General features: G+C 65.2%; 24 protein-coding genes and 1 pseudogene. 7 read left to right on the forward strand and 18 right to left on the reverse strand.

What is annotated here, in order from left to right:
• Window positions 1–305: 305 nt before the first annotated feature.
• The 3 genes and pseudogenes from YUA_RS0108825 to YUA_RS43710 form a co-directional block, all read right to left on the reverse strand.
• Window positions 306–791: a Crp/Fnr family transcriptional regulator gene (locus YUA_RS0108825; protein WP_027530351.1), complete on the reverse strand. Its 486-nt coding sequence runs from the start codon at window positions 789–791 to the stop codon at window positions 306–308.
• A 46-nt stretch (window positions 792–837) separates the two neighbouring features.
• The gene (locus tag YUA_RS0108830; RefSeq protein WP_035970684.1) at window positions 838–1443 is read right to left on the reverse strand and encodes a ferric reductase-like transmembrane domain-containing protein; all 606 of its coding nucleotides are present in this window, start codon (window positions 1441–1443) and stop codon (window positions 838–840) included.
• 35 nt (window positions 1444–1478) lie between these two features.
• Window positions 1479–1981: pseudogene (locus YUA_RS43710) on the reverse strand (Twin-arginine translocation pathway signal).
• Window positions 1982–2261: 280 nt separating this feature from the next.
• Here YUA_RS43710 and YUA_RS0108840 point away from each other — a divergent pair.
• Window positions 2262–3269: an LLM class flavin-dependent oxidoreductase gene (locus YUA_RS0108840; protein ID WP_027530353.1), complete on the forward strand. Its 1008-nt coding sequence runs from the start codon at window positions 2262–2264 to the stop codon at window positions 3267–3269.
• A gap of 192 nt (window positions 3270–3461) precedes the next feature.
• Here the strand turns inward: YUA_RS0108840 and YUA_RS0108845 are convergent, their stop codons facing one another.
• Genes YUA_RS0108845 through YUA_RS0108870 form a run of 6 tightly spaced genes read right to left on the reverse strand, consistent with a single transcriptional unit; the run spans window position 3462 to window position 8073 of the window.
• A complete protein-coding gene (locus YUA_RS0108845; RefSeq protein WP_027530354.1) occupies window positions 3462–4337 on the reverse strand; it encodes an amidohydrolase in 876 nt (291 codons plus the stop codon).
• 14 nt (window positions 4338–4351) lie between these two features.
• Window positions 4352–4744 (reverse strand): RidA family protein, encoded by a 393-nt coding sequence (locus tag YUA_RS0108850; protein ID WP_027530355.1) that lies wholly within the window; start codon window positions 4742–4744, stop codon window positions 4352–4354.
• 25 nt (window positions 4745–4769) lie between these two features.
• Window positions 4770–5573, reverse strand: a complete 804-nt coding sequence (gene hpaH / locus YUA_RS0108855; RefSeq protein ID WP_027530356.1) for a 2-oxo-hept-4-ene-1,7-dioate hydratase — start codon at window positions 5571–5573, stop codon at window positions 4770–4772.
• A 3-nt stretch (window positions 5574–5576) separates the two neighbouring features.
• Entirely contained in the window at window positions 5577–6437 is an 861-nt protein-coding gene (locus tag YUA_RS0108860; RefSeq protein ID WP_027530357.1) for a fumarylacetoacetate hydrolase family protein, read from the reverse strand.
• Between the two features lie 49 nt (window positions 6438–6486).
• On the reverse strand, window positions 6487–7104 hold the full coding sequence (locus YUA_RS0108865) for a flavin reductase family protein (RefSeq protein WP_027530358.1): 618 nt from the start codon (window positions 7102–7104) through the stop codon (window positions 6487–6489).
• A gap of 3 nt (window positions 7105–7107) precedes the next feature.
• On the reverse strand, window positions 7108–8073 hold the full coding sequence (locus tag YUA_RS0108870) for a tripartite tricarboxylate transporter substrate binding protein (protein WP_027530359.1): 966 nt from the start codon (window positions 8071–8073) through the stop codon (window positions 7108–7110).
• Between the two features lie 129 nt (window positions 8074–8202).
• Between YUA_RS0108870 and YUA_RS0108875 the strand changes: the two genes are divergently transcribed.
• From YUA_RS0108875 to YUA_RS0108895, 5 genes are all read left to right on the forward strand, one after another.
• The gene (locus tag YUA_RS0108875; RefSeq protein ID WP_027530360.1) at window positions 8203–9009 is read left to right on the forward strand and encodes an IclR family transcriptional regulator; all 807 of its coding nucleotides are present in this window, start codon (window positions 8203–8205) and stop codon (window positions 9007–9009) included.
• 97 nt (window positions 9010–9106) lie between these two features.
• Window positions 9107–10402 carry an O-acetylhomoserine aminocarboxypropyltransferase gene (locus YUA_RS0108880; protein WP_027530361.1) on the forward strand — a complete coding sequence of 432 codons (1296 nt, stop codon included), beginning with the start codon at window positions 9107–9109 and terminating at the stop codon, window positions 10400–10402.
• A gap of 4 nt (window positions 10403–10406) precedes the next feature.
• Window positions 10407–11189: an alpha/beta fold hydrolase gene (locus YUA_RS0108885; RefSeq protein ID WP_027530362.1), complete on the forward strand. Its 783-nt coding sequence runs from the start codon at window positions 10407–10409 to the stop codon at window positions 11187–11189.
• Between the two features lie 68 nt (window positions 11190–11257).
• Complete coding sequence (locus tag YUA_RS0108890; RefSeq protein ID WP_027530363.1) at window positions 11258–11761, forward strand: DUF6496 domain-containing protein; 504 nt, start codon at window positions 11258–11260, stop codon at window positions 11759–11761.
• A gap of 81 nt (window positions 11762–11842) precedes the next feature.
• Window positions 11843–12574 carry an SDR family NAD(P)-dependent oxidoreductase gene (locus YUA_RS0108895; RefSeq protein ID WP_027530364.1) on the forward strand — a complete coding sequence of 244 codons (732 nt, stop codon included), beginning with the start codon at window positions 11843–11845 and terminating at the stop codon, window positions 12572–12574.
• Between the two features lie 213 nt (window positions 12575–12787).
• On the opposite strand, the gene YUA_RS0108900 is transcribed toward YUA_RS0108895, so the two are convergent.
• Genes YUA_RS0108900 through phnG form a run of 9 tightly spaced genes read right to left on the reverse strand, consistent with a single transcriptional unit; the run spans window position 12788 to window position 19784 of the window.
• The gene (locus tag YUA_RS0108900; protein WP_027530365.1) at window positions 12788–13399 is read right to left on the reverse strand and encodes a pyridoxamine 5'-phosphate oxidase family protein; all 612 of its coding nucleotides are present in this window, start codon (window positions 13397–13399) and stop codon (window positions 12788–12790) included.
• Window positions 13400–13424: 25 nt separating this feature from the next.
• Window positions 13425–14018: a phosphonate metabolism protein/1,5-bisphosphokinase (PRPP-forming) PhnN gene (phnN, locus tag YUA_RS0108905; RefSeq protein WP_027530366.1), complete on the reverse strand. Its 594-nt coding sequence runs from the start codon at window positions 14016–14018 to the stop codon at window positions 13425–13427.
• Complete coding sequence (locus YUA_RS0108910; protein ID WP_027530367.1) at window positions 14015–15172, reverse strand: alpha-D-ribose 1-methylphosphonate 5-triphosphate diphosphatase; 1158 nt, start codon at window positions 15170–15172, stop codon at window positions 14015–14017. Before YUA_RS0108910 ends, phnN begins: the two co-directional genes overlap by 4 nt.
• Before the next feature lie 12 nt (window positions 15173–15184).
• Window positions 15185–15883, reverse strand: a complete 699-nt coding sequence (phnL, locus tag YUA_RS0108915; RefSeq protein ID WP_027530368.1) for a phosphonate C-P lyase system protein PhnL — start codon at window positions 15881–15883, stop codon at window positions 15185–15187.
• Between the two features lie 20 nt (window positions 15884–15903).
• On the reverse strand, window positions 15904–16701 hold the full coding sequence (gene phnK / locus YUA_RS0108920) for a phosphonate C-P lyase system protein PhnK (protein WP_027530369.1): 798 nt from the start codon (window positions 16699–16701) through the stop codon (window positions 15904–15906).
• On the reverse strand, window positions 16694–17590 hold the full coding sequence (locus YUA_RS0108925; protein ID WP_027530370.1) for an alpha-D-ribose 1-methylphosphonate 5-phosphate C-P-lyase PhnJ: 897 nt from the start codon (window positions 17588–17590) through the stop codon (window positions 16694–16696). The genes phnK and YUA_RS0108925 overlap by 8 nt, the downstream gene beginning before the upstream one ends.
• Window positions 17587–18702 carry a carbon-phosphorus lyase complex subunit PhnI gene (locus YUA_RS0108930; protein ID WP_027530371.1) on the reverse strand — a complete coding sequence of 372 codons (1116 nt, stop codon included), beginning with the start codon at window positions 18700–18702 and terminating at the stop codon, window positions 17587–17589. The genes YUA_RS0108925 and YUA_RS0108930 overlap by 4 nt, the downstream gene beginning before the upstream one ends.
• 4 nt (window positions 18703–18706) lie before the next feature.
• Entirely contained in the window at window positions 18707–19315 is a 609-nt protein-coding gene (gene phnH / locus YUA_RS0108935; RefSeq protein ID WP_027530372.1) for a phosphonate C-P lyase system protein PhnH, read from the reverse strand.
• Window positions 19316–19319: 4 nt separating this feature from the next.
• A complete protein-coding gene (gene phnG, locus YUA_RS0108940; RefSeq protein ID WP_027530373.1) occupies window positions 19320–19784 on the reverse strand; it encodes a phosphonate C-P lyase system protein PhnG in 465 nt (154 codons plus the stop codon).
• Between the two features lie 107 nt (window positions 19785–19891).
• On the opposite strand from phnG, the gene phnF reads away from it, so the two are divergent.
• Entirely contained in the window at window positions 19892–20620 is a 729-nt protein-coding gene (gene phnF / locus YUA_RS0108945; RefSeq protein ID WP_027530374.1) for a phosphonate metabolism transcriptional regulator PhnF, read from the forward strand.
• The last annotated feature ends 71 nt before the right edge of the window (window positions 20621–20691 follow it).

Below are 20691 nucleotides of genomic sequence, written 5' to 3' on the forward strand. Positions count from 1 at the left end.
CAGGTAAGGTTAATTCTTCCTTTCGATTGTCGGTAAAATTTTATCTATTATCGTCTTTGTCATTCAAGACGAACCCGGGGCTCCAATAGTGCTTGCGTTTTGCCTGATCGTGACTGGGACTGCGTTGCTTCTCTTCGGCTTAGTTGCCTTCGGCTTTCATCGAAACTCGCTGCACTCAATGGCGTTGCTGTAGCTGTACCAGCGAGCCGGCTCGTAGCTCGTAGGATGGGTAGAGCGAAAGCGAAACCCATCGAGAGTTTGTTCGGTGCCGAGACATGATGGGTTTCGCAAGTGCTCTACCCATCCTACGCACGATCAATTGCCGTCCCAACCGGATGCCCCGCGAATCGATCATCCGATCGGCGGAGCCGTCGGCATAATTCGCGATTGATGTTCTGCAGGACGATCACATAGGCGTGGATATCGGCCTTGTAGCAGGCGTAGAGTTTTTGGGCCGTCAGCTCGTAGAGCACGGTCGGAGACTCCGCGACCACCGTGGCGGAGCGGTTCTGCATTTCAATCAGCGTCATCTCGCCGAAGAAATCGCCGGGCCCCAGAACAGAAATCGGGACGACGCTGCCTGAATTCGCCCGCTTGCTCACTGCCAGCCGGCCGGACTTGACGATGAACATCGAGCGCCCCGCCGCGCCCTCCGCCACGATTGTCGCGCCGGCATCGCAGCGGCACTCGACCAGCATCGACATCAGGAGGTCGAGGCTCGCATCCGTGAGACCGCCGAAGAACGGCGTCACAAGCAGGAACGCTTTCAGATCGGGGGAGCTGACGGTCATGCGCAAAACTACGTCCCATCAGGATCTGCGGCAAGCAGACCCTTGTTCACTGCCGTGCAATGCTCTCGCCGCGCAACGTCCGCTTTCGCCAGAGATCCACCATAACCTTGATCGTTGCCGCAAGCACAGCTGCGCAAAGCGCCACTTTCGAGATGGTCTCCATCGTCCCCTCGATCAGCAGGCAATGGACCACGCTGGCTGCGACGATGACGATCGCGAGTGGGATATGGACCATGCGCCAGGTTCGCAGTCGCACCCCCAGCCGCCGGCGCAGGGCAGCCAGAAGCGCGACGGCGAAGATGGCCCACATGGCGATCACCCCAAAGGGAGAGAACGGCGTCGGCGATGAGAAGGTGACCGCATCGATCATGTCGGGCGGGCTGGTGATCCAGAGGCCGGCGACGTGGATCGCCACCGCCAAAGCAAGCGCGCTGCCGATCCAGTGGTGTGCGCGCCGTCCGCGATAGGCCGACAGGCCCGGCAAATATCCGCCGATCAGCAGGGGCTGAACCAGCACGAGGCCGAGGGCAATGATGCCTGCGAATCCGGCGAGGATGTAGACCGGTCCGCGCCATGCGAGCTGCTCGCTCTCTGCTGCGAGCGCGATCGGCACGCCAATAGCCAAAGCGAGGACGACCCAGATCAGGGGCACCCGGGCCGATCTCCACTCTTTCAATGGCAACGCGGTCAGGCCGGCTGAAGCACGAAATGCGCCTCGAGGCTGGTTTCCTTCGCGCTCCGCATGATCGGCCGCAGAAAGACGGTTTTGAATTCACCGCTGTCATAGGCGAGGTGGCCGTGCGGCTGGCCGAAGATGGGAATGATCTGCGGCATCTCGAGCCGGAACGCGCCGTCCTTGTCGGTGAGCGTGGCGCCATGGCTCTGCGGCTCGTGCTCCTGCCCTTCGACCGTGTGCGCCCAGATCTGGATGCGCTGCCCGGCAAGCGGCGCCCCGTCGCCGGCGCGGCGCACGGTGCCGCTCATCCAGAAGCCGCCCTTGCCGATCCGGTCCACGATGGCCGCGCCCTTGCGGTAGTTGTTCGCCCCGCCCGTCATCGATTCAGTCGGCGCAAGGCCGTCTGCGCGGGCGGGCAGCAGGAGCCCGGAAACCCCGCCGCCAAAACGCCTGTTGCAAGGACGGAACCGCCGGCAGCGAGGAGGTTGCGGCGACTGAGTACGACGATGGTCATGTCAGGTCCTCCTGGCGACGGTGGCGCTGCATAGAGGGTACAACAACGAGCGCGAAACGCCCAGTTACGACGAAGGGCGCCATGGGTCGCAATAACAGGGTTGTGAACGGAGGAGCGGCCGCTCAAGCAGCTTTGTAGGATGGGTAGAGCGGAAGCGAAACCCATCGAGGTCTTTCGATGACGAGACATGATGGGTTTCGCAAGTGCTCTACCCATCCTACGCGATGACATTACATGTCATGCTCTCAGACGCGCAGCCCTCCACTCCGGTACCCCGCCCATGATCCCCTTCTCCGTGCTCGACCTCGCGCCCATCAGGCAGGGCGCCGATGCGTCGCAAGCGTTTCGCAATTCGCTCGATCTTGCCCAGCATGCGGAAGGCTGGGGCTTCAAGCGGTTCTGGCTCGCCGAGCATCACAACATGACCGGCATCGCGAGTGCGGCGACGTCCGTCGTGATCGGGCATGTCGCGGGCGGGACCAAGACGATCCGCGTCGGGTCCGGCGGCGTGATGCTGCCGAACCATTCGCCGCTGGTGATCGCCGAGCAGTTCGGCACGCTGGAGTCGCTCTATCCCGGGCGGATCGATCTCGGGCTCGGCCGCGCGCCGGGCACCGACCAGTTCACCGCGCGGGCGCTGCGGCGCGATCTCGCGACTGCTGCCGAGAATTTTCCGCATGACGTGCTGGAATTGCAGGCACTGCTCGGCGATGTGCAGCCGAACCAGACCATCCGCGCCGTACCCGGCATGGGGACGAAGGTGCCGCTCTGGATCCTCGGCTCCAGCATGTTCGGCGCGCAGCTCGCGGCCATGCTCGGGTTGCCCTTCGCGTTCGCCTCGCATTTCGCGCCGCAGATGATGATGCCGGCGCTGCGCGAGTATCGCGCACGGTTCGAGCCCTCGGTGCAGCTCGACAAGCCCTATGCGATGGTCGGCGTCAACGTGTTTGCCGCCGACAGCGACCTCGAGGCGCAGCGCATGTTCACCTCGCTGCAACAGCAGTTCATCAACCTGCGCCGCGGCACGCCCGGCCAGCTGCCGCCGCCGGTCGACGACATGGACGCGCTGTGGTCGCCGGCCGAGAAGGCCGGCGTCGCGCAGTCGCTGGCCTGCTCCGTCGTCGGCTCGCCCGCTGTTATCGAGGAGAAGCTGAAGGCGCTGATCGCCGACACCGCCGCGGACGAGCTGATGACCACGGGGCAGATCTACGATCACGCCGCGCGGCTGCGCTCCTTCGAGATCGCGGCCAAGGTGCGGGATCGGTTGGCAGGATGGACGGCCGTTTGAAACAGCTCGGCCTGCATGGTTCGAGACGCCCGCTTTCAGCGGGCTCCTCACCATGAGGGTCTAACAGCAACACCGGGCCTCATCCTGAGGAGCCCGCCAAAAGGCGGGCGTCTCGAAGGATGGCCGTGGGCGAGAGCTGGGCCTTCATGGTTCGAGACGGCGCTAACGCGCCTCCTCACCACGAGGGTTTGGCTAGTCCGGAAACCCGAACAGTTTTGCCGGATTGTGCACGAGGATCTTTTCCAGTTCGGCCTTATCAGGCGCGTAGCGGAACATCAGTTCGAGCAGATCGGCGTCGTTCGGCGGCTGCTTGACGGAGACCGGGTGCGGCCAGTCGCTGGCCCAGACGCAGCGGTCGATCGCGGCCTCGATATAGGTGCGCGCGATCGGAATCACGTCGTCGTAGGGCGGACCGACCTGGGAGGTCTTCTCGCCGAGCGAGAGCATGACCCAGAAATTGCCCTTGGCGAGCAGCTCCAGCATCTTGCGCAGGTTCGGATCGTCCTTGCCGCGCGAGGGCTCGGGCCGCGCCATGTGATCGATCAGCACGGGCACGTCGAGATTCTCGTACTTGGCGACGCTGGAGACGATGCCGTCCTTCTCCGGCTGGATCTTGACGTACCAGCCGAGCTCGCGGATGCGGGCGATCGCCCGGGCGAAATCGGCGTCCGACAGCACCGCGCCCAGTTCCTGTCGAAAACTGAAGCGCGCGCCGCGCACGCCGGCGTCATGCAACTCGGCAAGGTAAGAATCGCTCGCCTCCGCGAACACCAGCGCGTTGGCGCAGCCGCGGTAGTTCGGGCCCATCGCGGCGAGGCCGTCGAGCACGACGGCATGGTCGGCGCCATAGGTCGTGGTCTGCACGATGATGCCGCGCTCGATTCCGAGCGTCTTGTGCACGCGCCGCGCCGCTTCCCAGGTTGCAGTCGGCATCCGATAGGCCGCACCGGGACGCTCCGGATATTTGTCCACGGGACCGAGCACGTGAAACTGGCTGTCGACGGTCTTCGGCGGCGGTGCCTTGATCGGGCGGCGCGGATTGGGATCGAACGGCAGATAGGTCGGCATGCAAAAATGCTCCTTCAGTCGATCACGGCGGTGAAGTCGCACTGCACCAGCGCGCCCCCATCCATGTCGTCCATCGGCAGCGCGTGCCGCGCCGGGCGCGAATGCTCGTCTGGAAACATCTTCAGCCACTCGACATTGACCGGGCCGCGCTGCGTGCGGTCCTTCAGCCACACCGTCATCTTGATGATGTCGTCCGTGCTGCCGCCGGCGGCCTCCACGGTCGCCTTCATATGCGCGAACATGTTGGCGCATTGCGCGTCGAGACTCTCGGGCATCGCGCCGGCCGCATCGCGGCCGAGGATGACGCCTGATATCACGAGATTTCCGATGCGGCAGGCGTTCGGAATCGGATTGGCATGCTTGAAGGCGCCGATATGGATGCTCTTGCGCCGCGTTGGACCTGACATGCTGCGTTCCCTCTTTATTGTTGGTTCAGACGAACTGACACGACACCGAGCCGAAGGTGCCATAGTCGGCGTGGAAGGTGTCGCCGCGACGAATATCGACCGGACGCGTGAACGATCCCGCCAGCACCACCTCGCCGGCGGCGAGATGCTCGTCATGCGGTGCGAGGCGGTTGGCGAGCCAGGCGATGCCGTTGGCGGGATGGTTGAGCACGCCCGCGGCAAGCCCAGTCTCCTCGACCTCGCCGTTGCGGAACAGCAGCGCGCCGATCCAGCGCAGATCCGCATCCAGCGGGCGGAACGGCCGGCCGCCGAGCACCAGCGCGGCATTGGCCGCGTTGTCGGAGATCGTGTCCACGACCTTTCGCGTCTTGCCGGTCTCAGGATCGACGCGATGCATGCGCGTCTCCAGGATCTCGAGTGCCGGCGTGACGTAATCGGTGGCGTTGAGCACATCGAAGATGGTGCAGTCAGGCCCGCGCAGCGGCGCCTTCAGCACGAAGGCGAGCTCGACCTCGATCCGCGGCGCGTGAAAGCGGTCGAACGGGATCGGCGTGGCATCGGCATAGAACATGTCGGCGAACAGCACGCCGTAATCGGGCTCGGAGATGCCGACTGCGTTCTGCATCGCCTTCGAGGTCAGGCCGATCTTGTGGCCCTTGATGACGCGGCCGCGGCCGAGCTGAAGTTTCGTCCAGGCGCGCTGAACCGCGTAGGCATCCTCGATACTGAAACCCGGATACTCCTTGGAGAACATCGGAATCAGCGCCTTGGTGCGCTCGGCTTCATCCAGGCGCGCGGCAAGGCGCTCGATCGTGGCGGTATCGAGCATGACTTACTGCTCTGCCACGACGGTATTGCGCAGCACGCCGATGCGGCTGGACTCGACCTCGACGACGTCGCCAACCTTGAGCCAGCGCGGTGGATCGAAGCGAACACCCGCTCCCGTCGGCGTGCCCGTCACGATCATGTCGCCGGGCTTCAGTGTGGCGAAGGTCGAGAGATAGGAGATCAGGACATCGAACGGGAACATCAGCCGCTCGGTCGTGTCCTGCTGCCGCACCTCGCCGTTGACGCGCGTGATGACGTCGTGCGGCCCGCGCGGATCGAGCTCATCTGCGGTGACGATCCAGGGACCGATGCTGCCGGAGCGATCGAAGTTCTTGCCTTGCGTGACGTTGAACTTGCCGTGGCGCAGCCAGTCGCGGATCGTGCCCTCGTTGCACAACGTCATGCCGAAGATGTGCGACCAGGCTTTTTCGCGCGGGATGTGACGGCCGCCCTGCCCGATCACGATGACGAGTTCGCCTTCGTAATCGAGCTGCTCAGAGACGTGCGGCTTCTCCAGAGGCTGGCCGGAGCCTGTCACCGAGGACATGCTGCGCACGAACAGGCTCGGATATTTGGGCAACTCGGAATTGTCTTTATATTCGGCGTTGCGCTCGGCGTAGTTGACGCCGATGCACCAGAGCTTTTCGGGCGCCAGGACCGGAGGCAGCAGCGTGAGCTGGTCCAGCGCATAGTCAGGCTTCTGGCCGGCCACCGCCTCCTGCGCTTCGGCCAGCGCGTTGGCGGCGATCAGCGCCTTCACATCGGAGAAGTCGCGGCCGATCCGCGTGGTCAGATCGACGACACCACCATCAACAGCCGCGCCATAGCGCGGCTCTCCGTCCACCAGATAGCTCAACAGTCGCATCGTCGTTCTCCAATGGTCTTCAGGCGGCGTACGCAAGCCGTCCGCACGCTCAGTCCTTCGATTTGGGAGTCTGGAAGACGGTGTTCAGCGTCACGATCTCGCCGAGGCGGGCATAACGGGGGCCGCCGATGCGGGCGATCGGATCGAGTGCTTTGGTTTCGACCTTGCCGTCGGTGACGAGGCCGTCGCGGATGTGGAACATCACGACCTCGCCGACGATCAGCCGGCTGCGCGCCTCGCCGAATTCGAGGCACTGGCGAAAGCGGCACTCCATCGCAACCGGCGCAGCGGCCAGCCTGCGCACCTTGATGCGCTCGCAGTCGAGCGTCTCCAGCCCGAGATGCTCGACCTCGCTGATTTCAGGCGGATGCTCGACCGAGCTGTCATGCACCGCGTTCATCAGCGGCGTATCGGCGATGTGGATCACGTATTCCTCGGTGTCGAGGATGTTGTGTGCGGTGTCCTTGTAGTCCGCGCCCTTGCGGCCGACGCTGATGGCAAGCATCGGCGGCTTCTGCGAGACGAAAGTGAAGGCGCTGAACGGCGCGAGGTTGAGCACGCCGCTGCGTGACAGGCTGGTCACCCAGGCGATCGGGCGCGGCACCACGATGCCGGTCATCAGCCGGTAGATGCGCTCCGCGCCGAACTCGGTGGGGTCGATCCGCATCGCTCAGTCAGCCTTGATGTTGGCCTTGCGCACGACCGGAATCCACTTGGCGTCCTCGCGCTCGAGATAAGCCCGGAATTCGTCCGGCGTCATCGCGACGGCTTCGCCGCCAAGCTTGTCGAACTTGTCGACCACGCCGGGGTCTTTGAGGATCGCGACCAGCGTCTCGTGCAGCTTGTCCACGATCGGCGCCGGCGTGCCCGCGGGCGCGAACAGGCCGGTAAAGGTCTGGCCGTCAAAGTCCTTGTAGCCGAGCTCGGAGAAGGTCGGCACGTCAGGCAAGGACTTCAGGCGATGCGGACTGGTGACCGCGAGCGCCCGGAACAGACCGGCCTTGATATGCTGGAGGCTGACCGTAAGCTGGTCGAAGGCGAACTGCACCTGGCCGCCGAGCAGATCGTTGATGGCCGGCGCATTGCCGCGGTAATGCGCCGTGACCCATTGCAGGTCGAGGCTCGACTGCATCAGCTCGCTGAGCAGATGGTTGGTGGTGCCGGGGCCGGGCGAGGCCATGGTCAGCTTGCCGGGCTCACGCTTGGCGAGGTCGATGAACTCCTTGAAGGTCGCAGCCTGCACCGACGGATGGACCTCGAGCACCAACGGCGTCATCGAGATGGTCGAGATCGGCAGAAAATCCTTCTTCCAGTTATAGGCATCACGCTTGTTGATCTCGGTCGCGAACAGCACCGGGCCGTTGGCGCCGACGAACAGCGTGTAGCCGTCGGGTGCCGATTTCACGAAGGCTTCGCCCGCGATCATGCCGCCGGCACCGGCCTTGTTTTCGATGATGAAAGGCTGGCCGAGCTTTTCCTGGAGCTTGTCGGCGATGATGCGCGCGGCGCTGTCGACATTGCCGCCGGCGGGATAGGGCACGATCAGCTTGACGCTGCGCGCCGGCCATTGCTGAGCCGACACCGGCCCCGCCAGCATGGCAGTTACAGCAGCGATGGCAATCGCGATTAATCTCATGTTAACCTCCCGGCGGCGCTTCCAATTCCACGTCGAGTGCCCTGTCGTTGCGCATGGCGCTCGATCGCCGCGCAATCTCCAGACGAGCGCTTTACCTGTCGAGTGAATTATGGCGTTCTTGTCCATATTATGGACAGAGCCAATTCCAGCAAATCCGCCCGCCGCGCGTTGGAGCCGCGACAAGGCGCGCAGGCGATCCGGCGCGCGCTTGCCGTGCTGCGTATTCTTGCCGCAGGTCGCGAAGACGGTGTGCCATTGGCCGAGGTCGTGCAGGCCACCGGCCTCACGCGCCCGACCGTGCACCGCATTGTTCACGTGCTGATCGAGGAAGGCATCGTCGAGCGGCACGGCAGGACCGGCCGCTACGCGATCGGCAACCAGGTGCCGGAATTGGCGCTCGCGCGTCCGCGGCCCTCGCCGCTGCTCGTCGCCGCAGGCCCTTCGTTGCGCCGCGCCTCCGCCGAGATCGGCGACACGCTGTTCCTGACAATGCGGACCGGCAACGACACGCTATGCGTCGACCGCAGGATCGGCGCCTATCCGATCCAGGTGCTGTCGATCGAGGTCGGCGCGCGCCGCCCGCTCGGCGTCTCCAGCGCGGGCGTCGCGATCCTCGCCGCGCTGCCGGCGCCGGACGCGCGAAAAATCGTCGCAGCCAACGAAAAGAGATTCGAGGCCTATCGGACCGATGCCGCAACCGTGCTCGGCCAGGTCACCGCGGCGCGGCGGCGAGGATACGCCATGCGGGAGATCGGACTCGTGCAGGGCACGAAATCGATCTCGACCTGGATCAAGACCCCGGACGGACGGCCCGCGGCTGCCATGACCGTCTCCGCCGTTCGGACGAGGCTCGGCCCGCGCCGCGAGCAGGAGGTCGCGGAGATCTTGTTGCGCGAGACCCGCGCGATCGAGCAGGCCATCGGCACAAATATCTAGCGCTGCGTGAGCTCGCGTGACGCTGTCAATAGGCTGACGTGGCGGGCGTTTTTGTGGCACAAGGGCCGCCATCGCCGATCGACCAACGAGGCCACGCATGCCCGCGCCAAAACCGCCTGCCTTCGAGACCCTGAGCCTGCATGCGGGCCAGCATCCGGATCCCGCGACCGGCGCCCGCGCGGTGCCGATCTACCAGACCACGTCCTATGTGTTCCAGGATTCCGACCACGCGGCGGCGCTGTTCAACCTGGAGCGCGCCGGGCACATCTATACGCGCATCTCCAATCCGACCACCGGCGTGCTGGAAGAGCGGCTCGCGGCGCTGGAAGGCGGCGTCGGCGCGATCTGCACCGCGAGCGGCATGGCCGCGCTGCATCTGGCCATCGCCACGCTGCTCAACGCCGGCGACCATATCGTGGCGTCGAGCTCGCTCTATGGCGGCACGATCAATCTGCTGGCGCACACACTGCCGCGCTTCGGCATCACCACGACCTTCGTGAAACCGCGCGATCATGATGCGTTCCGGAAGGCGATCAAGCCGAACACGAAACTCGTGATCGGCGAGACCATCGGCAATCCCGGGCTTGAGGTGCTGGATATCCCGAAGGTCGCGGCGATCGCGCATGACGCAAAAATTCCGCTGCTGATCGACAACACCTTTGCCACGCCCTATCTCAGCCGGCCGATCGAGCTCGACGCCGACATTGTCATGCATTCGGCAACCAAATGGATCGGCGGCCACGGCATCGCGATCGGGGGCGCCCTCGTCGACGGCGGCCGGTTCGACTGGCGCGCGTCCGGCAAGTTCGGCGTGCTGACCGAGCCCTATGGCGGCTATCACGGCATCGTCTTCGACGAGCAGTTCGGCACAGCGGCTTTCATCATGCGCGCGCGCACCGAAGGCCTGCGCGATTTCGGCGCCTGTCTGTCGCCGACCAACGCGTTTCAGCTGTTGCAGGGCGTGGAGACGCTGGGCGTGCGCATGGACCGCCACATCCAGAACACGCACCTTGTGCTTGAGGCGCTGAAGTCCAACAAGGCTGTCGACTGGGTGCTGCATCCCTCGCTGGAAGACCACCCGGACTATCAGCGCGCGAAGACATTGCTGCCGCGCGGCGCGGGCTCGATCGTCTCCTTCGGCATCAAGGGCGGCCGGCCGGCGGGGCGCAAGTTCATCGAGTCTCTGCGCATGATCAGCCATCTCGCCAATGTCGGCGACGCCAAGACGCTGGTGATCCACCCGGCCTCGACCACGCATCAGCAGATGGATGCCGAGCAGCTCAAGGCGGCCGGCGTCGGCGAGGAGCTGGTGCGGCTGTCGGTCGGCATCGAGACGGCGTCCGACATCATCGACGATCTCGCGCAGGCGCTGCGCATCTCGCAGAAGGTTTGACACGATGAAGCTCTCCGTCAACGGCGCCGAGGTGTTTGTCGCGACCGGCGGTCGCGAATTCGACAAGTCCTTGCCTGCGGTCGTCTTCATCCACGGCGCCGGTTTTGATCATTCGACCTGGGCGCTGCATACGCGCTGGTTCGCCCATCATGGCTTTTCCGTTCTCGCTCTGGATTTGCCCGGTCACGGCCGCTCGGCCGGTCCGTCGCTGTCGAGCATTGCCGACATGGCCGACTGGACGGCGGCGCTACTCGATGTCGCTGGAGCTGAGAAGGCGCATCTGATCGGCCATTCCATGGGATCGCTGATCTCGCTGGAGACGGCCGCGCGGCATCCCGACAAAGTCTCGGCACTGAGTCTGATCGGTACGGCCGCGACCATGACGGTCGGACCGGATCTGCTCAAGGCGGCCGAAGCCAACGAGCAGGACGCCAACGACATGGTGTCGATCTGGGGCCTTGGCTTCAAGGCCGAGCTCGGCGGCAGCCTCGCGCCCGGCCTGTGGATGCATGGCGGCGCGCAGGCTGTACTGAAACATTGCCAGCCGGGCGTGCTGTTCAGGGATTTGTCGGCCTGCAATGCCTATGCGAATGCGCTTCAAGCGGCCGCGACCATCAAGATGCCGGCCACGCTTATTCTCGGCGAGCGGGACATGATGACGCCGACGAAGGCGGGCAAGGCGCTTGCCGCGGCGATCCCGCATGCCAGGACCGTCGTGGTGCCGGGCGCAGGCCACATGATCATGGCCGAGCGGCCGGATGAATTGCTGGCGGCATTGAGGGGCTGATAGGATCAAACTTCGCGCTGGTGCGTTGTGGTTGGACATCCCTGCGACTCGAAAAGGGAATTTGAGCCATGCCAAGACAGGACATCATCCGCAAAGCCCGGCAAGACAAGCGTGCCGGCAAATCGGCGAGCACGCAGGCCGGCGAATTCGTCAAGGACGAGATCGACAAGGTCAGGAAAGGCAAGCACGGCGCGCGTTCGACGAAGCAAGCCATTGCCATCGGCCTGTCCGAGGCGCGGCGCGCCGGTGTCGACCTGCCGCCGCCGCGCAAAGGGCGTACCAAGAAGGCGACGCGCCGTAGCGCCAAATATGCCTATGAAGTTGGCCAGGGCAGGCGCACGCCGAAGCGTCGCCCCCGCGTGTCGCGGGCCGTCGAAGGCGTCTTGAAGAAGGAGCCGCGCTCGACTGCGTCGCGCAGCGCGCTGTCGAAGCAGGCCAAGCGTGCTGCGAGCCGTCGAACCGCCGCCTCGCGCTCGGCCGCCGCACGGAAGGCGAGCCAGACCAAGGGCGCCAAGGTCCGCTCCGCCGCCGCCAAGAAAGCGGCGCGCACCAGGGCGCGCCGGCGGAGTTAGTCGGGATAGCGACCTTTTGAGTTGAATGACGGCGGCTAACGCCCGACGATCCCGCCGTGATCGGATCGATCGGAGCTTCTCATGTCGGATAGTCTCAAGGGGCGCACGGCGCTCGTCACCGGCGGCTCGCGCGGAATCGGCGCTGCCGTCTGTTGCGCGCTGGCGGACGCTGGCGCCGCCGTAGCGATCAACTGCCGCGAGCAGATCGGGCAGGCCGAGAAGCTGGCGGGCGAGATCGGTAAAGAAGGCGGACGCGCCATCGTCGTTGCCGCAGATGTTTCACAGCGCGAGGCGGTGGCCAATATGGTCGAGCGCATCACGGGCGGGCTCGGGCCGATCGACATTCTCGTCAACAATGCCGGCATCGCAATCACGCGCGGCGTCGACGATCTCACCGAGGACGATTTCGACCGCACCATCCTGGTCAATCTGAAATCGGTCTTCCTGTGCACACAGGCGGCGCTGCCGTCGATGCGCGCGCGAAAGTGGGGCCGCATCGTCAACATCTCCTCGGGAGCCGCGCGCGGCGCCGGCTCGATTGGGCCACACTACAACGCCTCCAAGGCCGGCATGGAAGGCCTCACGCGAGGCTATGCGGCGCGGCTGGTGAAGGAGGGCATCACCGTCAATGCGGTGGCGCCGTCGTTGATCGAGACCGACATGATGAGCGGCCAGCCGCAACTGATCAGCCACATCCCACTCGGCCGCTTCGGCACAGCGGACGAGGTGGCGAAAGCCGTGATGCTGCTGGTCGACAATGCCTACATGACCGGGCAGACGGTCGCACTGAGTGGTGGGATGGCGTTTAATTAGGTGGCGTGGCGCTTGCCATGCTCTCTTTCGATCTCGGGGAACACCGTAGGGTGGGCAAAGCGGAGCGTGCCCACCATTTCTTTCGCGGTGCTAAATAGGTGGTGGGCACGGCGCAAGGGCGCCTTTGCCCACCCTACGATTCCGGAGTCGCAGAGAGAACCCCCCCACCCGTCTCGCCGCTCTCTCCCACAGGGGGAGAGAGGAGAAGGAAACTCACCACATCGTCGCGGCGGCACGCTCCGGCCAGATGCGGTCATACTCCGCGCCGCCGAGCTTGTTCTGGCTCATCTCGGCCAGGATCTGTCCGGGTGTCGGCAGCGTCTTCGGGTCGATTCGCTTGTCGGGATTCCAGAGGTCGGAGCGCACGATGGCGCGGGCGCACTGGAAGTAGATCTCGTCCACCTTCATCACCATGACGCTGCGCGGCGCCTTGCCCTCGACCTTGAACGAGGCGAGCAGCTCAGGATCGACCGAAAGATGCGCGCGGCCGTTGGCGCGGACCGCGTTGCCAGAGCCGGGGATCAGGAACATCAGCGACACCCGGGGGTCACGCACGATGTTGCGCAGGGAATCGACCCGGTTGTTGCCGCGCCGATCCGGCAGCATCAGCGTCCTCTCGTCATGGATGCGGACAAAGCCGGGAAGATCGCCGCGCGGCGAGCAGTCGATGCCCTCGGGCCCGATGGTGGCAAGCGCCGCGAACGGCGCCTTCTCAATGAAGATGCGGTAGAGCGGTGTGACGTGGTCGGCGACTTTCACGGTCGAGGCGTCATTGGTGGCGCCGTAGATGGCTTCCAGCTGTTCGACCGTTTCGATCACCGACATTCCGTTCTCCTTGTTGTGCCAGCCGCTATTCGTGCCAGCTTTCGTTCCTGATCACGCGCAGGAGGTGGCGGCTGTGATAGTCCGCGCTGCCGGCGTTGAGGATGGTGACGTCAGCATTGGCCGATGCGTCATCGACGCTGCGCGTGAGCCGATCCGCGATATTGCCGTCGCTGTGACGGGCGCGTGCAGCAAGGCGCTGCGCCAGCACATCCGGTGGCGCGGCAATCGCGACCACGACGACGTTGGAATAGGCATCGCGTAGCGCGGCGATCACAGTGCGAGAGACATTCACGACCACGGCGCGCCCCGCACGGATGTCGTCGTTGATCTCCAGCGGCAGTGCGTAGGAATGCCCATGCGCATCCCAATGCACGGCGAAATCGCCATGATCGCGCGCGCGCTGGAACTCGTCCGGGCTCAGTGAAATATTGTCCTCGTCGGCAGACGACGCGCGCGTCACGACACGGCGCGGGAAGACGATGTCGTGATCGTCGGCACAGGCCGCCTGCGCCAGCCGCAGCAGCGTGTCCTTGCCGGCGCCGCTCGGGCCGACCACGAGCACCAGCCGCCCCGGCCCGATCGTGCCTGCCTGCGCCGCGGTCGTGATGGTCTCGCTCATGCGACACGGCCCCCCTTGCGCCAGACGCTGCGAACCACGGGAACGCTGCCCGCGACATGGACGCGGATCAGATCGGCGCGCTTGCCGATGGCGATCTCGCCGCGATCGGTGAGGCCGACCGCATCGGCCGGCGCCTTCGTCACGGTGCGAACCGCCGCCGGCAGGCTGATCGACGGCGCATGCTCGGGCAATTGCAGCGCGCCCATCAGCAGGCTGGACGGGATGTAGTCCGAGGACAGGATGTCGAGCAAGCCTTCGCGGGCGAGATCGACCGCGGCGATGTTGCCGGAGTGCGAGCCGCCGCGCACCACGTTGGGCGCGCCCATCAGGATGTCGATGCCGGCCTGGTGCAGGCCGCGCGCGGCCTCCAACGTGGTCGGGAATTCCGCCACCGCGACGCCGTCGCGCACGGCGTCCGCGACATTCTCCTCGGTGGTGTCGTCGTGGCTTGCGAGCGGAATCTTGTACTGATGCGCGAGCGCGACGATCTCGCGCATGTTGGTCGCCGCATAGAGCCTCTGGTATTCGAAGCGTTTTGCGAACAGCTCGTCGAGCTCGGCATCGGTCTTGCCGCCGCCTTTGCCGCGATAATAGTCACGCAGCTTCACTTCATCCCGGAACTGGCGCTGGCCGGGCGTATGGTCCATCAACGACATCAGCTTGACGTCAGGCCGGTCGATCAGCTCCTTGGCTTCCTCGACCACGCTCGGCATCGGGATTTCGCACCGCAGATGCAGGAAGTGATCGGCGCGCAGCAAATTCGAGTCGCGCGCGGTCGTGATCGCCGCGGCGAGCACGCCGGCGCGGCCATCGACCTCCTCGGCGCCGTCCTCGCGCCAGACGCGGAGCGAATCGAACACGGTGGTGATGCCCGAGGTCGCGAGCTGACCGTCATAGGAGATGACGGCAGCAACCGGATTCCAGAACACCTTTGGACGCGGCACGTAGTGCGCTTCGAGATGGTCGGTGTGGAGTTCGATCAGGCCGGGCATGATCAGATCGCCGCCGGCGTCCTCCGCGCCCGCGGGAGCCCTGCCCTCACCGATCTCGGCAATGTGTCCGTCGGCAAGAGCAAGCCAGCCCTGTTCGATCACCCGGTCAGCCAGCACGATCCTGGCGTTGGCGATCACGATGTCCTTCGGCTTGGCGTTCATTTCCTTCTTCCTTCAGGCCGCGGCGGCAAAGCTGGTGACGTCGACGATACGGTCGGCAATCAAATGGCGGATTTCGTCGTCATGGACAATCGCAACCATGGCAACGTCCCGGCGTTTTTTCTCAGCGACCAGTTCGACCACGACGGCACGGTTGGCGGCGTCGAGCGATGCGGTCGGCTCGTCCAGCAGCAGGATCGGCAGGTCCGAGATGAAGCCGCGCGCGATGTTGACGCGCTGCTGCTCGCCGCCGGAGAAGGTCGCGGGTGGGAGCCGCCAGAGACGCTCGGGGATGTTGAGACGATGCAGCAGCTCGCCGGCGCGTGCCTGCGCATCGGCGCGCGTGATGCCGTTGACGATCAGCGGCTCGGCGACGACGTCGATGGTCGCAACCCGCGGCACCGCCCGCAAAAACTGGCTGACATAGCCAATGGTGGCGCGGCGGACGTTGAGGACCTGCCGCGGCTCGGCGGTGGCGAGGTCGATCACCTCACCGCGATGGCGGATGCCGATCCGGCCGGAGTCGCAGCGGTAATTGCCGAAGATCATCTTCAGGATCGACGATTTTCCGGCGCCCGACGGGCCGGACAGCACGACACATTCGCCGGGCTCGACGTGGAAGGTCACGCCGCGCACCACCGGCAGCTCGATGCCGCCCTGCAGGTGCATCGTGAAGGTCTTGTTGGCGTCGTCGATGTCGATCATGGCGGTCATGGGAAACTCATTTGAAAAGCTTATGGCGGCAGAATCGAGGAGACGAGGAGCTGGGTGTAGGGCTCGCGCGGATCGTCCAGCACCTGGTCGGTGAGACCGGTCTCAATGACGCGGCCGCCCTTCATCACCATCACGCGATGCGACAGAAGACGCGCGACCGCAAGATCGTGCGTGACGATGACGACGGCGAGATGCAGTTCGGCGACGAGATTGCGCAGGAGATCGAGCAGGCGGGCCTGGACTGAAACATCAAGGCCGCCGGTCGGCTCGTCCATGAACACCAGCCGCGGCCCGGTAACGAGGTTGCGCGCGATCTGGAGGCGCTGGCGCATGCCGCCAGAATAGGTGCGTGGCGCATCATCGATACGCGCGACGTCGATCTCGACCCGGGTCAGCCAGTCTGAGGCGGACTCGCGAATGCGGCCGTAATGATTCCAGCCCACGGCCATCAGCCGTTCGCCGACATTCGCGCCGGCCGAAACTGCCATGCGCAGTCCCTGCGCCGGATCCTGGTGCACGAAACCCCAATCGGTGCGGAATAGCAGGCGCCGCTCGGCCTCGCCGAGCGCGGCGAGATCGCGGGTGATTCCGTCGCGCATCCGATAGGACACCTGCCCGCCGCTCGCCGCGAGCTGGCCTGACAGGAGCTGCAGCAGCGTCGACTTGCCAGAGCCGGATTCGCCGACGATCGCCAGCACCTCGCCGGGATAGAGCGAGAACGACACGTCACGGCAGGCGGCGATGCGGCCGTAGGACTTGCTGAGGGAGTCCGCGACCAGCAGCGGCTGATCGGTTTCCAGAAGATCCTGATCAGCCATTTGCTTCCCCTTGTGCCTTCTCCTTGTACGGCGCAGCGCTCATGCTGCCGTGATGGCCGGCGGCCTGGCGTCCCTCGCAATAGTCGGTGTCGGAGCAGACGAACATGCGGCTGCCCTTGTCGTCGGTGACGATTTCGTCGAGGTAGGAATTTTCGGCGGCGCACAGCGCGCAGGGCGCGTTGAAACGGTAGGGCTCGAACGGGTGATCCTCGAAATCGAGCGACACCACCTGGGTATAGGGCGGGATCGCGTAGATGCGCTTCTCGCGGCCGGCGCCGAACAATTGCAACGCCGGGCAATTGTCCATCTTGGGATTGTCGAATTTCGGCGTCGGCGACGGATCCATCACGTAACGCGCGTTGACCTTCACCGGATAGGCGTAGGCGGTCGCGATGTGACCGAAGCGGGCGATGTCCTCGTAGAGCTTCACATGCATCAGGCCGTATTCGGCGAGCGCGTGCATGCGCCGCGTCTCGGTCTCGCGCGGCTCGAGGAAGCGCAGGGGTTCCGGGATGGGCACCTGGTAGACCAGCACCTGGTTTTCGTGCAGCGACGTCTCGGGAATGCGATGGCGCGTCTGGATCACGGTGGCATCGTCCGTCGACGTCGTCGTGGCGACGCCGGCGGTCTTGGCGAAGAATTTGCGGATCGAGATCGCGTTGGTGGTGTCGTCCGAACCCTGGTCGATCACCTTCAGCACGTCCTGGGGACCAAGGATCGCGGCAGTCACCTGCACGCCGCCGGTGCCCCAGCCATAGGGCATCGGCATTTCGCGGCTGGCGAATGGCACCTGATAGCCGGGGATCGCGATCGCCTTCAGGATCGCGCGGCGGATCATCCGCTTGGTCTGCTCGTCGAGATAGGCGAAGTTGTAGGCAGGCGCGTTCATTCCGCGGCCTCCTTCATGGCATCAGGCGCATTGGCCTCGGCAGAGGCTTCGGCAAATTGCTTGCGCAGCTTGCGCAGCAGGCCGAGCTCGGACTGGAAGTCGACATAATGCGGCAGCTTCAGATGCTCGACGAAGCCGGTCGCCTGGACGTTGTCCGAATGCGACAACACGAATTCTTCATCTTGCGCCGGGGCTCCCACCTCTTCACCGAGCTCGCGGGCGCGCAGCGCACGGTCGACCAGTGCCATCGACATGGTCTTGCGCTCGCTCTGGCCGAAGGCAAGGCCATAACCGCGGGTGAAGCACGGCGCTTCCGTTGCCGAGCCCTTGAATTGGTTGACCATCTGGCACTCCGTGAGCTCGATCGAACCGAGCGGCACGACGAAGCCGACGTCTTCCGCTGCGAATTCGACCTCGACCTCGCCGAAGCGGATTTCGCCGGCGAAGGGATGGTTGCGGCCGTAGCCACGTTGGGTAGAGTAGCCCATCGCCAGCAGAAAACCTTCGTCTCCGCGTGCGAGATTTTGCAGGCGCAAATCGCGGTCCGCAGGAAAGTTCAGCGGCTCGCGGGTGAGATCGCCGACGCTGGCGCCGTCTTCGGCCTGCGGCGAAGCCTCGATCAGCCCGTCGCGGCCCAAAATGTCGGTCACGCGCGGCGTCGGCGCCGTCGACGCTTCGGCCATAGAAGGCGCTTCCGGCACAAAACCTTCGGCCAGCGAGGGATCGAGCAGGCGATGGGTGTAGTCGAAGGTCGGCCCAAGGATCTGGCCGCCGGGAATGTCCTTGAAGGTCGAGGACACCCGCCGCCGCACCCGCATGGCGCCGGTGTCGACCGGCTCGCTGGCGCCGAAGCGCGGCAGGGTGGCGCGGAAGGCGCGAACGAGGAAGATCGCCTCGATCAAATCGCCGCGCGCCTGCTTGATCGCAAGCGCCGCGAGCTCGCGGTCATAGAGCGAACCTTCGCTCATGACGCGATCGACGGCGAGCCCAAGCTGTTCCGAGATCTGGTCGAGGGAGACTTCCGCAACGCTCTGGTCGCCGCGCCGCGCATTGGCGAGCAGGCGATGGGCGTTCTCGATGGCGCGTTCGCCACCTTTGACTGCGACATACATGCCTCTAGCCTCCCTTGCTCACGACGCGCGTGGTGCGCGGGATCGCAACCACGGCGTCATCGGCGACCAGAACCACGTCGATGCCGCGCGGAAACAGCGTCTCGTTGAACCGCAGCCGCTCGAACAGATCGAACGGCCTGATCGATGCCTGCAGCGTCGCAACACCATCGATGCCGGGGCCGCGCAGCTCGAAGCTGCGGCCGGCGTCGAGGCCGTCGACCTGGATGATCACCGTGGTCGAACGATCAGGATATTCGTTGGTGCCCAGAGCGAATCGCTCGAGCGCCGGGAGCAACGAGCCATCGCTGATCAGCGCGAAGGCCGCGATCGAGGAATCCTGGATCACCGGCGCGCCGGTGTGGAACTTCAACCATTTCAGGACGTCGGAACTCTCCGACATCCGGGCATCGAGCCAGAGCGGCGTGTCGTGGTCGAACAGCGTCAGCGCGATCGCGGCGGTGCCGCGCATCATCGCATCAGGCGTTCCCGCCATCGGCACGATGCGCTGGACCGCGCCCGGCCGGGCCATCGCATCCATGACCGAGCGAAAAGTCGATTGCGCCGACAACACCTTGTCGACGAAACCCGGCGGCAGTTCCGCAATCGTGGTCATCGCCTCACCCCTCACCGCGCACCATGGTGTAGAAATCTACCTTCGTCGCCGCGGTCTCTTCCGCCGCCTGCTTGCGCCGAATCATAAGCTGCTCACGCAACGGCGCGATAACGTCGCGCTCGACGGCAGCGCCGAAATCACGCGACTGCACCAGCGCATCGCACAGAGCGATCAGCCGCGCCTTCTCGCCGTCGCGCCCGAGCGTGTAGCCGAAGCCGACCTCGCCACTCGCAAGCCGCACGGCCGCGCGCGACACCGTCGCCTCCCCGAGATTGAACGGCGCACCGTCGCCGCCGACCCGGGCGCGCAGCATCACCAGGCCGCTCTCCGGCGCGCGCAAATCCTGATGGCCGGGCGAGGGAATCGTGCGGAGGCGGGCGGCGATCTCGCCCGCCTCCGCGTGCGCCAGCACGGCCATGGCGGCCTGGCGCTGGGCTTGCTGGGTGTTGTGCTGGGTCACCGAATCCACCGACCTTGCCGAATTCAAGTTGTCTATGATAATAGACAACTTGATACGGAAACGCCATGACTGTTTCGTGACAAAGCTATGATTTCTGGGCTAGGCTGGCCGCCGACATGAGCATGCAGGACACCGCCTCTTCAGGCGTCGCGTTGTGGCGCCTCGTTGCTGATGGCATCGAGCGCGGCATCGCCGACGGCCGTTTTGCCGCAGGCGACAAGCTGCCGGGCGAGATGGAGATCGCCGAGACCTATCGCGTCAATCGCCACACCGTGCGGCGCGCGATCGCGGCACTCGCCGAGCGCGGCATCGTCCGCGCCGAGCGCGGCAGCGGAACCTATGTCGAGGCGCAGAAGCTCGCTTATCCGTTGCGCTCGCGCACGCGCTTCTCCGAGATCGTCGGCGCCGACGGCCGCGAGCCGCATGGCCGGATGATCGAGGCGTCAGAAGATGTCGCGACCCGCGAGCTCGCGCGGGAGCTGGGATTGAAGACCGGCGCGCCGCTGGTGCGGATCGAGGCCATCCGCCTCGCCGACCGCACACCGATCTGCGTCTCCACCACCTGGCTGTCGGCAGAGCGGTTCTCGGGCGCGGGCACGGTGTTTGCTGCCACGCGCTCGATGACGAAAATGCTCGAGCATTACGGGATCCGCGATTACCGCCGCGGCGCCACCCGCATCACCGCCGGCATCGTCGACGCCACCGACGCCGCGCGGCTCGATCTGCCGCTGGGGCGGCCGATCCTGGTGGTCGACGCGACGGATCTCGATCTCGACGGCAAGCCGCTGGTGACCAAGCACTCGCGCTTCGCGGCGGAGCGGGTGGAGTTTCTGGTGGAGTCGTAGGGGCTCACCTCTCTCCGCGAAACCGGAGCCGTAGGGTGGGCAAAGGCGCCCTCGCGCCGTGCCCACCATCT

This window comes from Bradyrhizobium sp. WSM3983 (assembly GCF_000473045.1).
Classification (GTDB): domain Bacteria; phylum Pseudomonadota; class Alphaproteobacteria; order Rhizobiales; family Xanthobacteraceae; genus Bradyrhizobium.

Bases quoted from the DNA above. Each gene is read 5' to 3' on its own strand.
- YUA_RS0108825 (WP_027530351.1), bottom strand. From the start codon at position 791: ATGACCGTCAGCTCCCCCGATCTGAAAGCGTTCCTGCTTGTGACGCCG.
- YUA_RS0108840 (WP_027530353.1), top strand. From the start codon at position 2,262: ATGATCCCCTTCTCCGTGCTCGACCTCGCGCCCATCAGGCAGGGCGCC.
- YUA_RS0108845 (WP_027530354.1), bottom strand. From the start codon at position 4,337: ATGCCGACCTATCTGCCGTTCGATCCCAATCCGCGCCGCCCGATCAAG.
- YUA_RS0108850 (WP_027530355.1), bottom strand. From the start codon at position 4,744: ATGTCAGGTCCAACGCGGCGCAAGAGCATCCATATCGGCGCCTTCAAG.
- hpaH (WP_027530356.1), bottom strand. From the start codon at position 5,573: ATGCTCGATACCGCCACGATCGAGCGCCTTGCCGCGCGCCTGGATGAA.
- YUA_RS0108860 (WP_027530357.1), bottom strand. From the start codon at position 6,437: ATGCGACTGTTGAGCTATCTGGTGGACGGAGAGCCGCGCTATGGCGCG.
- YUA_RS0108865 (WP_027530358.1), bottom strand. From the start codon at position 7,104: ATGCGGATCGACCCCACCGAGTTCGGCGCGGAGCGCATCTACCGGCTG.
- YUA_RS0108870 (WP_027530359.1), bottom strand. From the start codon at position 8,073: ATGAGATTAATCGCGATTGCCATCGCTGCTGTAACTGCCATGCTGGCG.
- YUA_RS0108875 (WP_027530360.1), top strand. From the start codon at position 8,203: ATGGACAGAGCCAATTCCAGCAAATCCGCCCGCCGCGCGTTGGAGCCG.
- YUA_RS0108880 (WP_027530361.1), top strand. From the start codon at position 9,107: ATGCCCGCGCCAAAACCGCCTGCCTTCGAGACCCTGAGCCTGCATGCG.
- YUA_RS0108885 (WP_027530362.1), top strand. From the start codon at position 10,407: ATGAAGCTCTCCGTCAACGGCGCCGAGGTGTTTGTCGCGACCGGCGGT.
- YUA_RS0108890 (WP_027530363.1), top strand. From the start codon at position 11,258: ATGCCAAGACAGGACATCATCCGCAAAGCCCGGCAAGACAAGCGTGCC.
- YUA_RS0108895 (WP_027530364.1), top strand. From the start codon at position 11,843: ATGTCGGATAGTCTCAAGGGGCGCACGGCGCTCGTCACCGGCGGCTCG.
- YUA_RS0108900 (WP_027530365.1), bottom strand. From the start codon at position 13,399: ATGTCGGTGATCGAAACGGTCGAACAGCTGGAAGCCATCTACGGCGCC.
- phnN (WP_027530366.1), bottom strand. From the start codon at position 14,018: ATGAGCGAGACCATCACGACCGCGGCGCAGGCAGGCACGATCGGGCCG.
- YUA_RS0108910 (WP_027530367.1), bottom strand. From the start codon at position 15,172: ATGAACGCCAAGCCGAAGGACATCGTGATCGCCAACGCCAGGATCGTG.
- phnL (WP_027530368.1), bottom strand. From the start codon at position 15,883: ATGACCGCCATGATCGACATCGACGACGCCAACAAGACCTTCACGATG.
- phnK (WP_027530369.1), bottom strand. From the start codon at position 16,701: ATGGCTGATCAGGATCTTCTGGAAACCGATCAGCCGCTGCTGGTCGCG.
- YUA_RS0108925 (WP_027530370.1), bottom strand. From the start codon at position 17,590: ATGAACGCGCCTGCCTACAACTTCGCCTATCTCGACGAGCAGACCAAG.
- YUA_RS0108930 (WP_027530371.1), bottom strand. From the start codon at position 18,702: ATGTATGTCGCAGTCAAAGGTGGCGAACGCGCCATCGAGAACGCCCAT.
- phnH (WP_027530372.1), bottom strand. From the start codon at position 19,315: ATGACCACGATTGCGGAACTGCCGCCGGGTTTCGTCGACAAGGTGTTG.
- phnF (WP_027530374.1), top strand. From the start codon at position 19,892: ATGAGCATGCAGGACACCGCCTCTTCAGGCGTCGCGTTGTGGCGCCTC.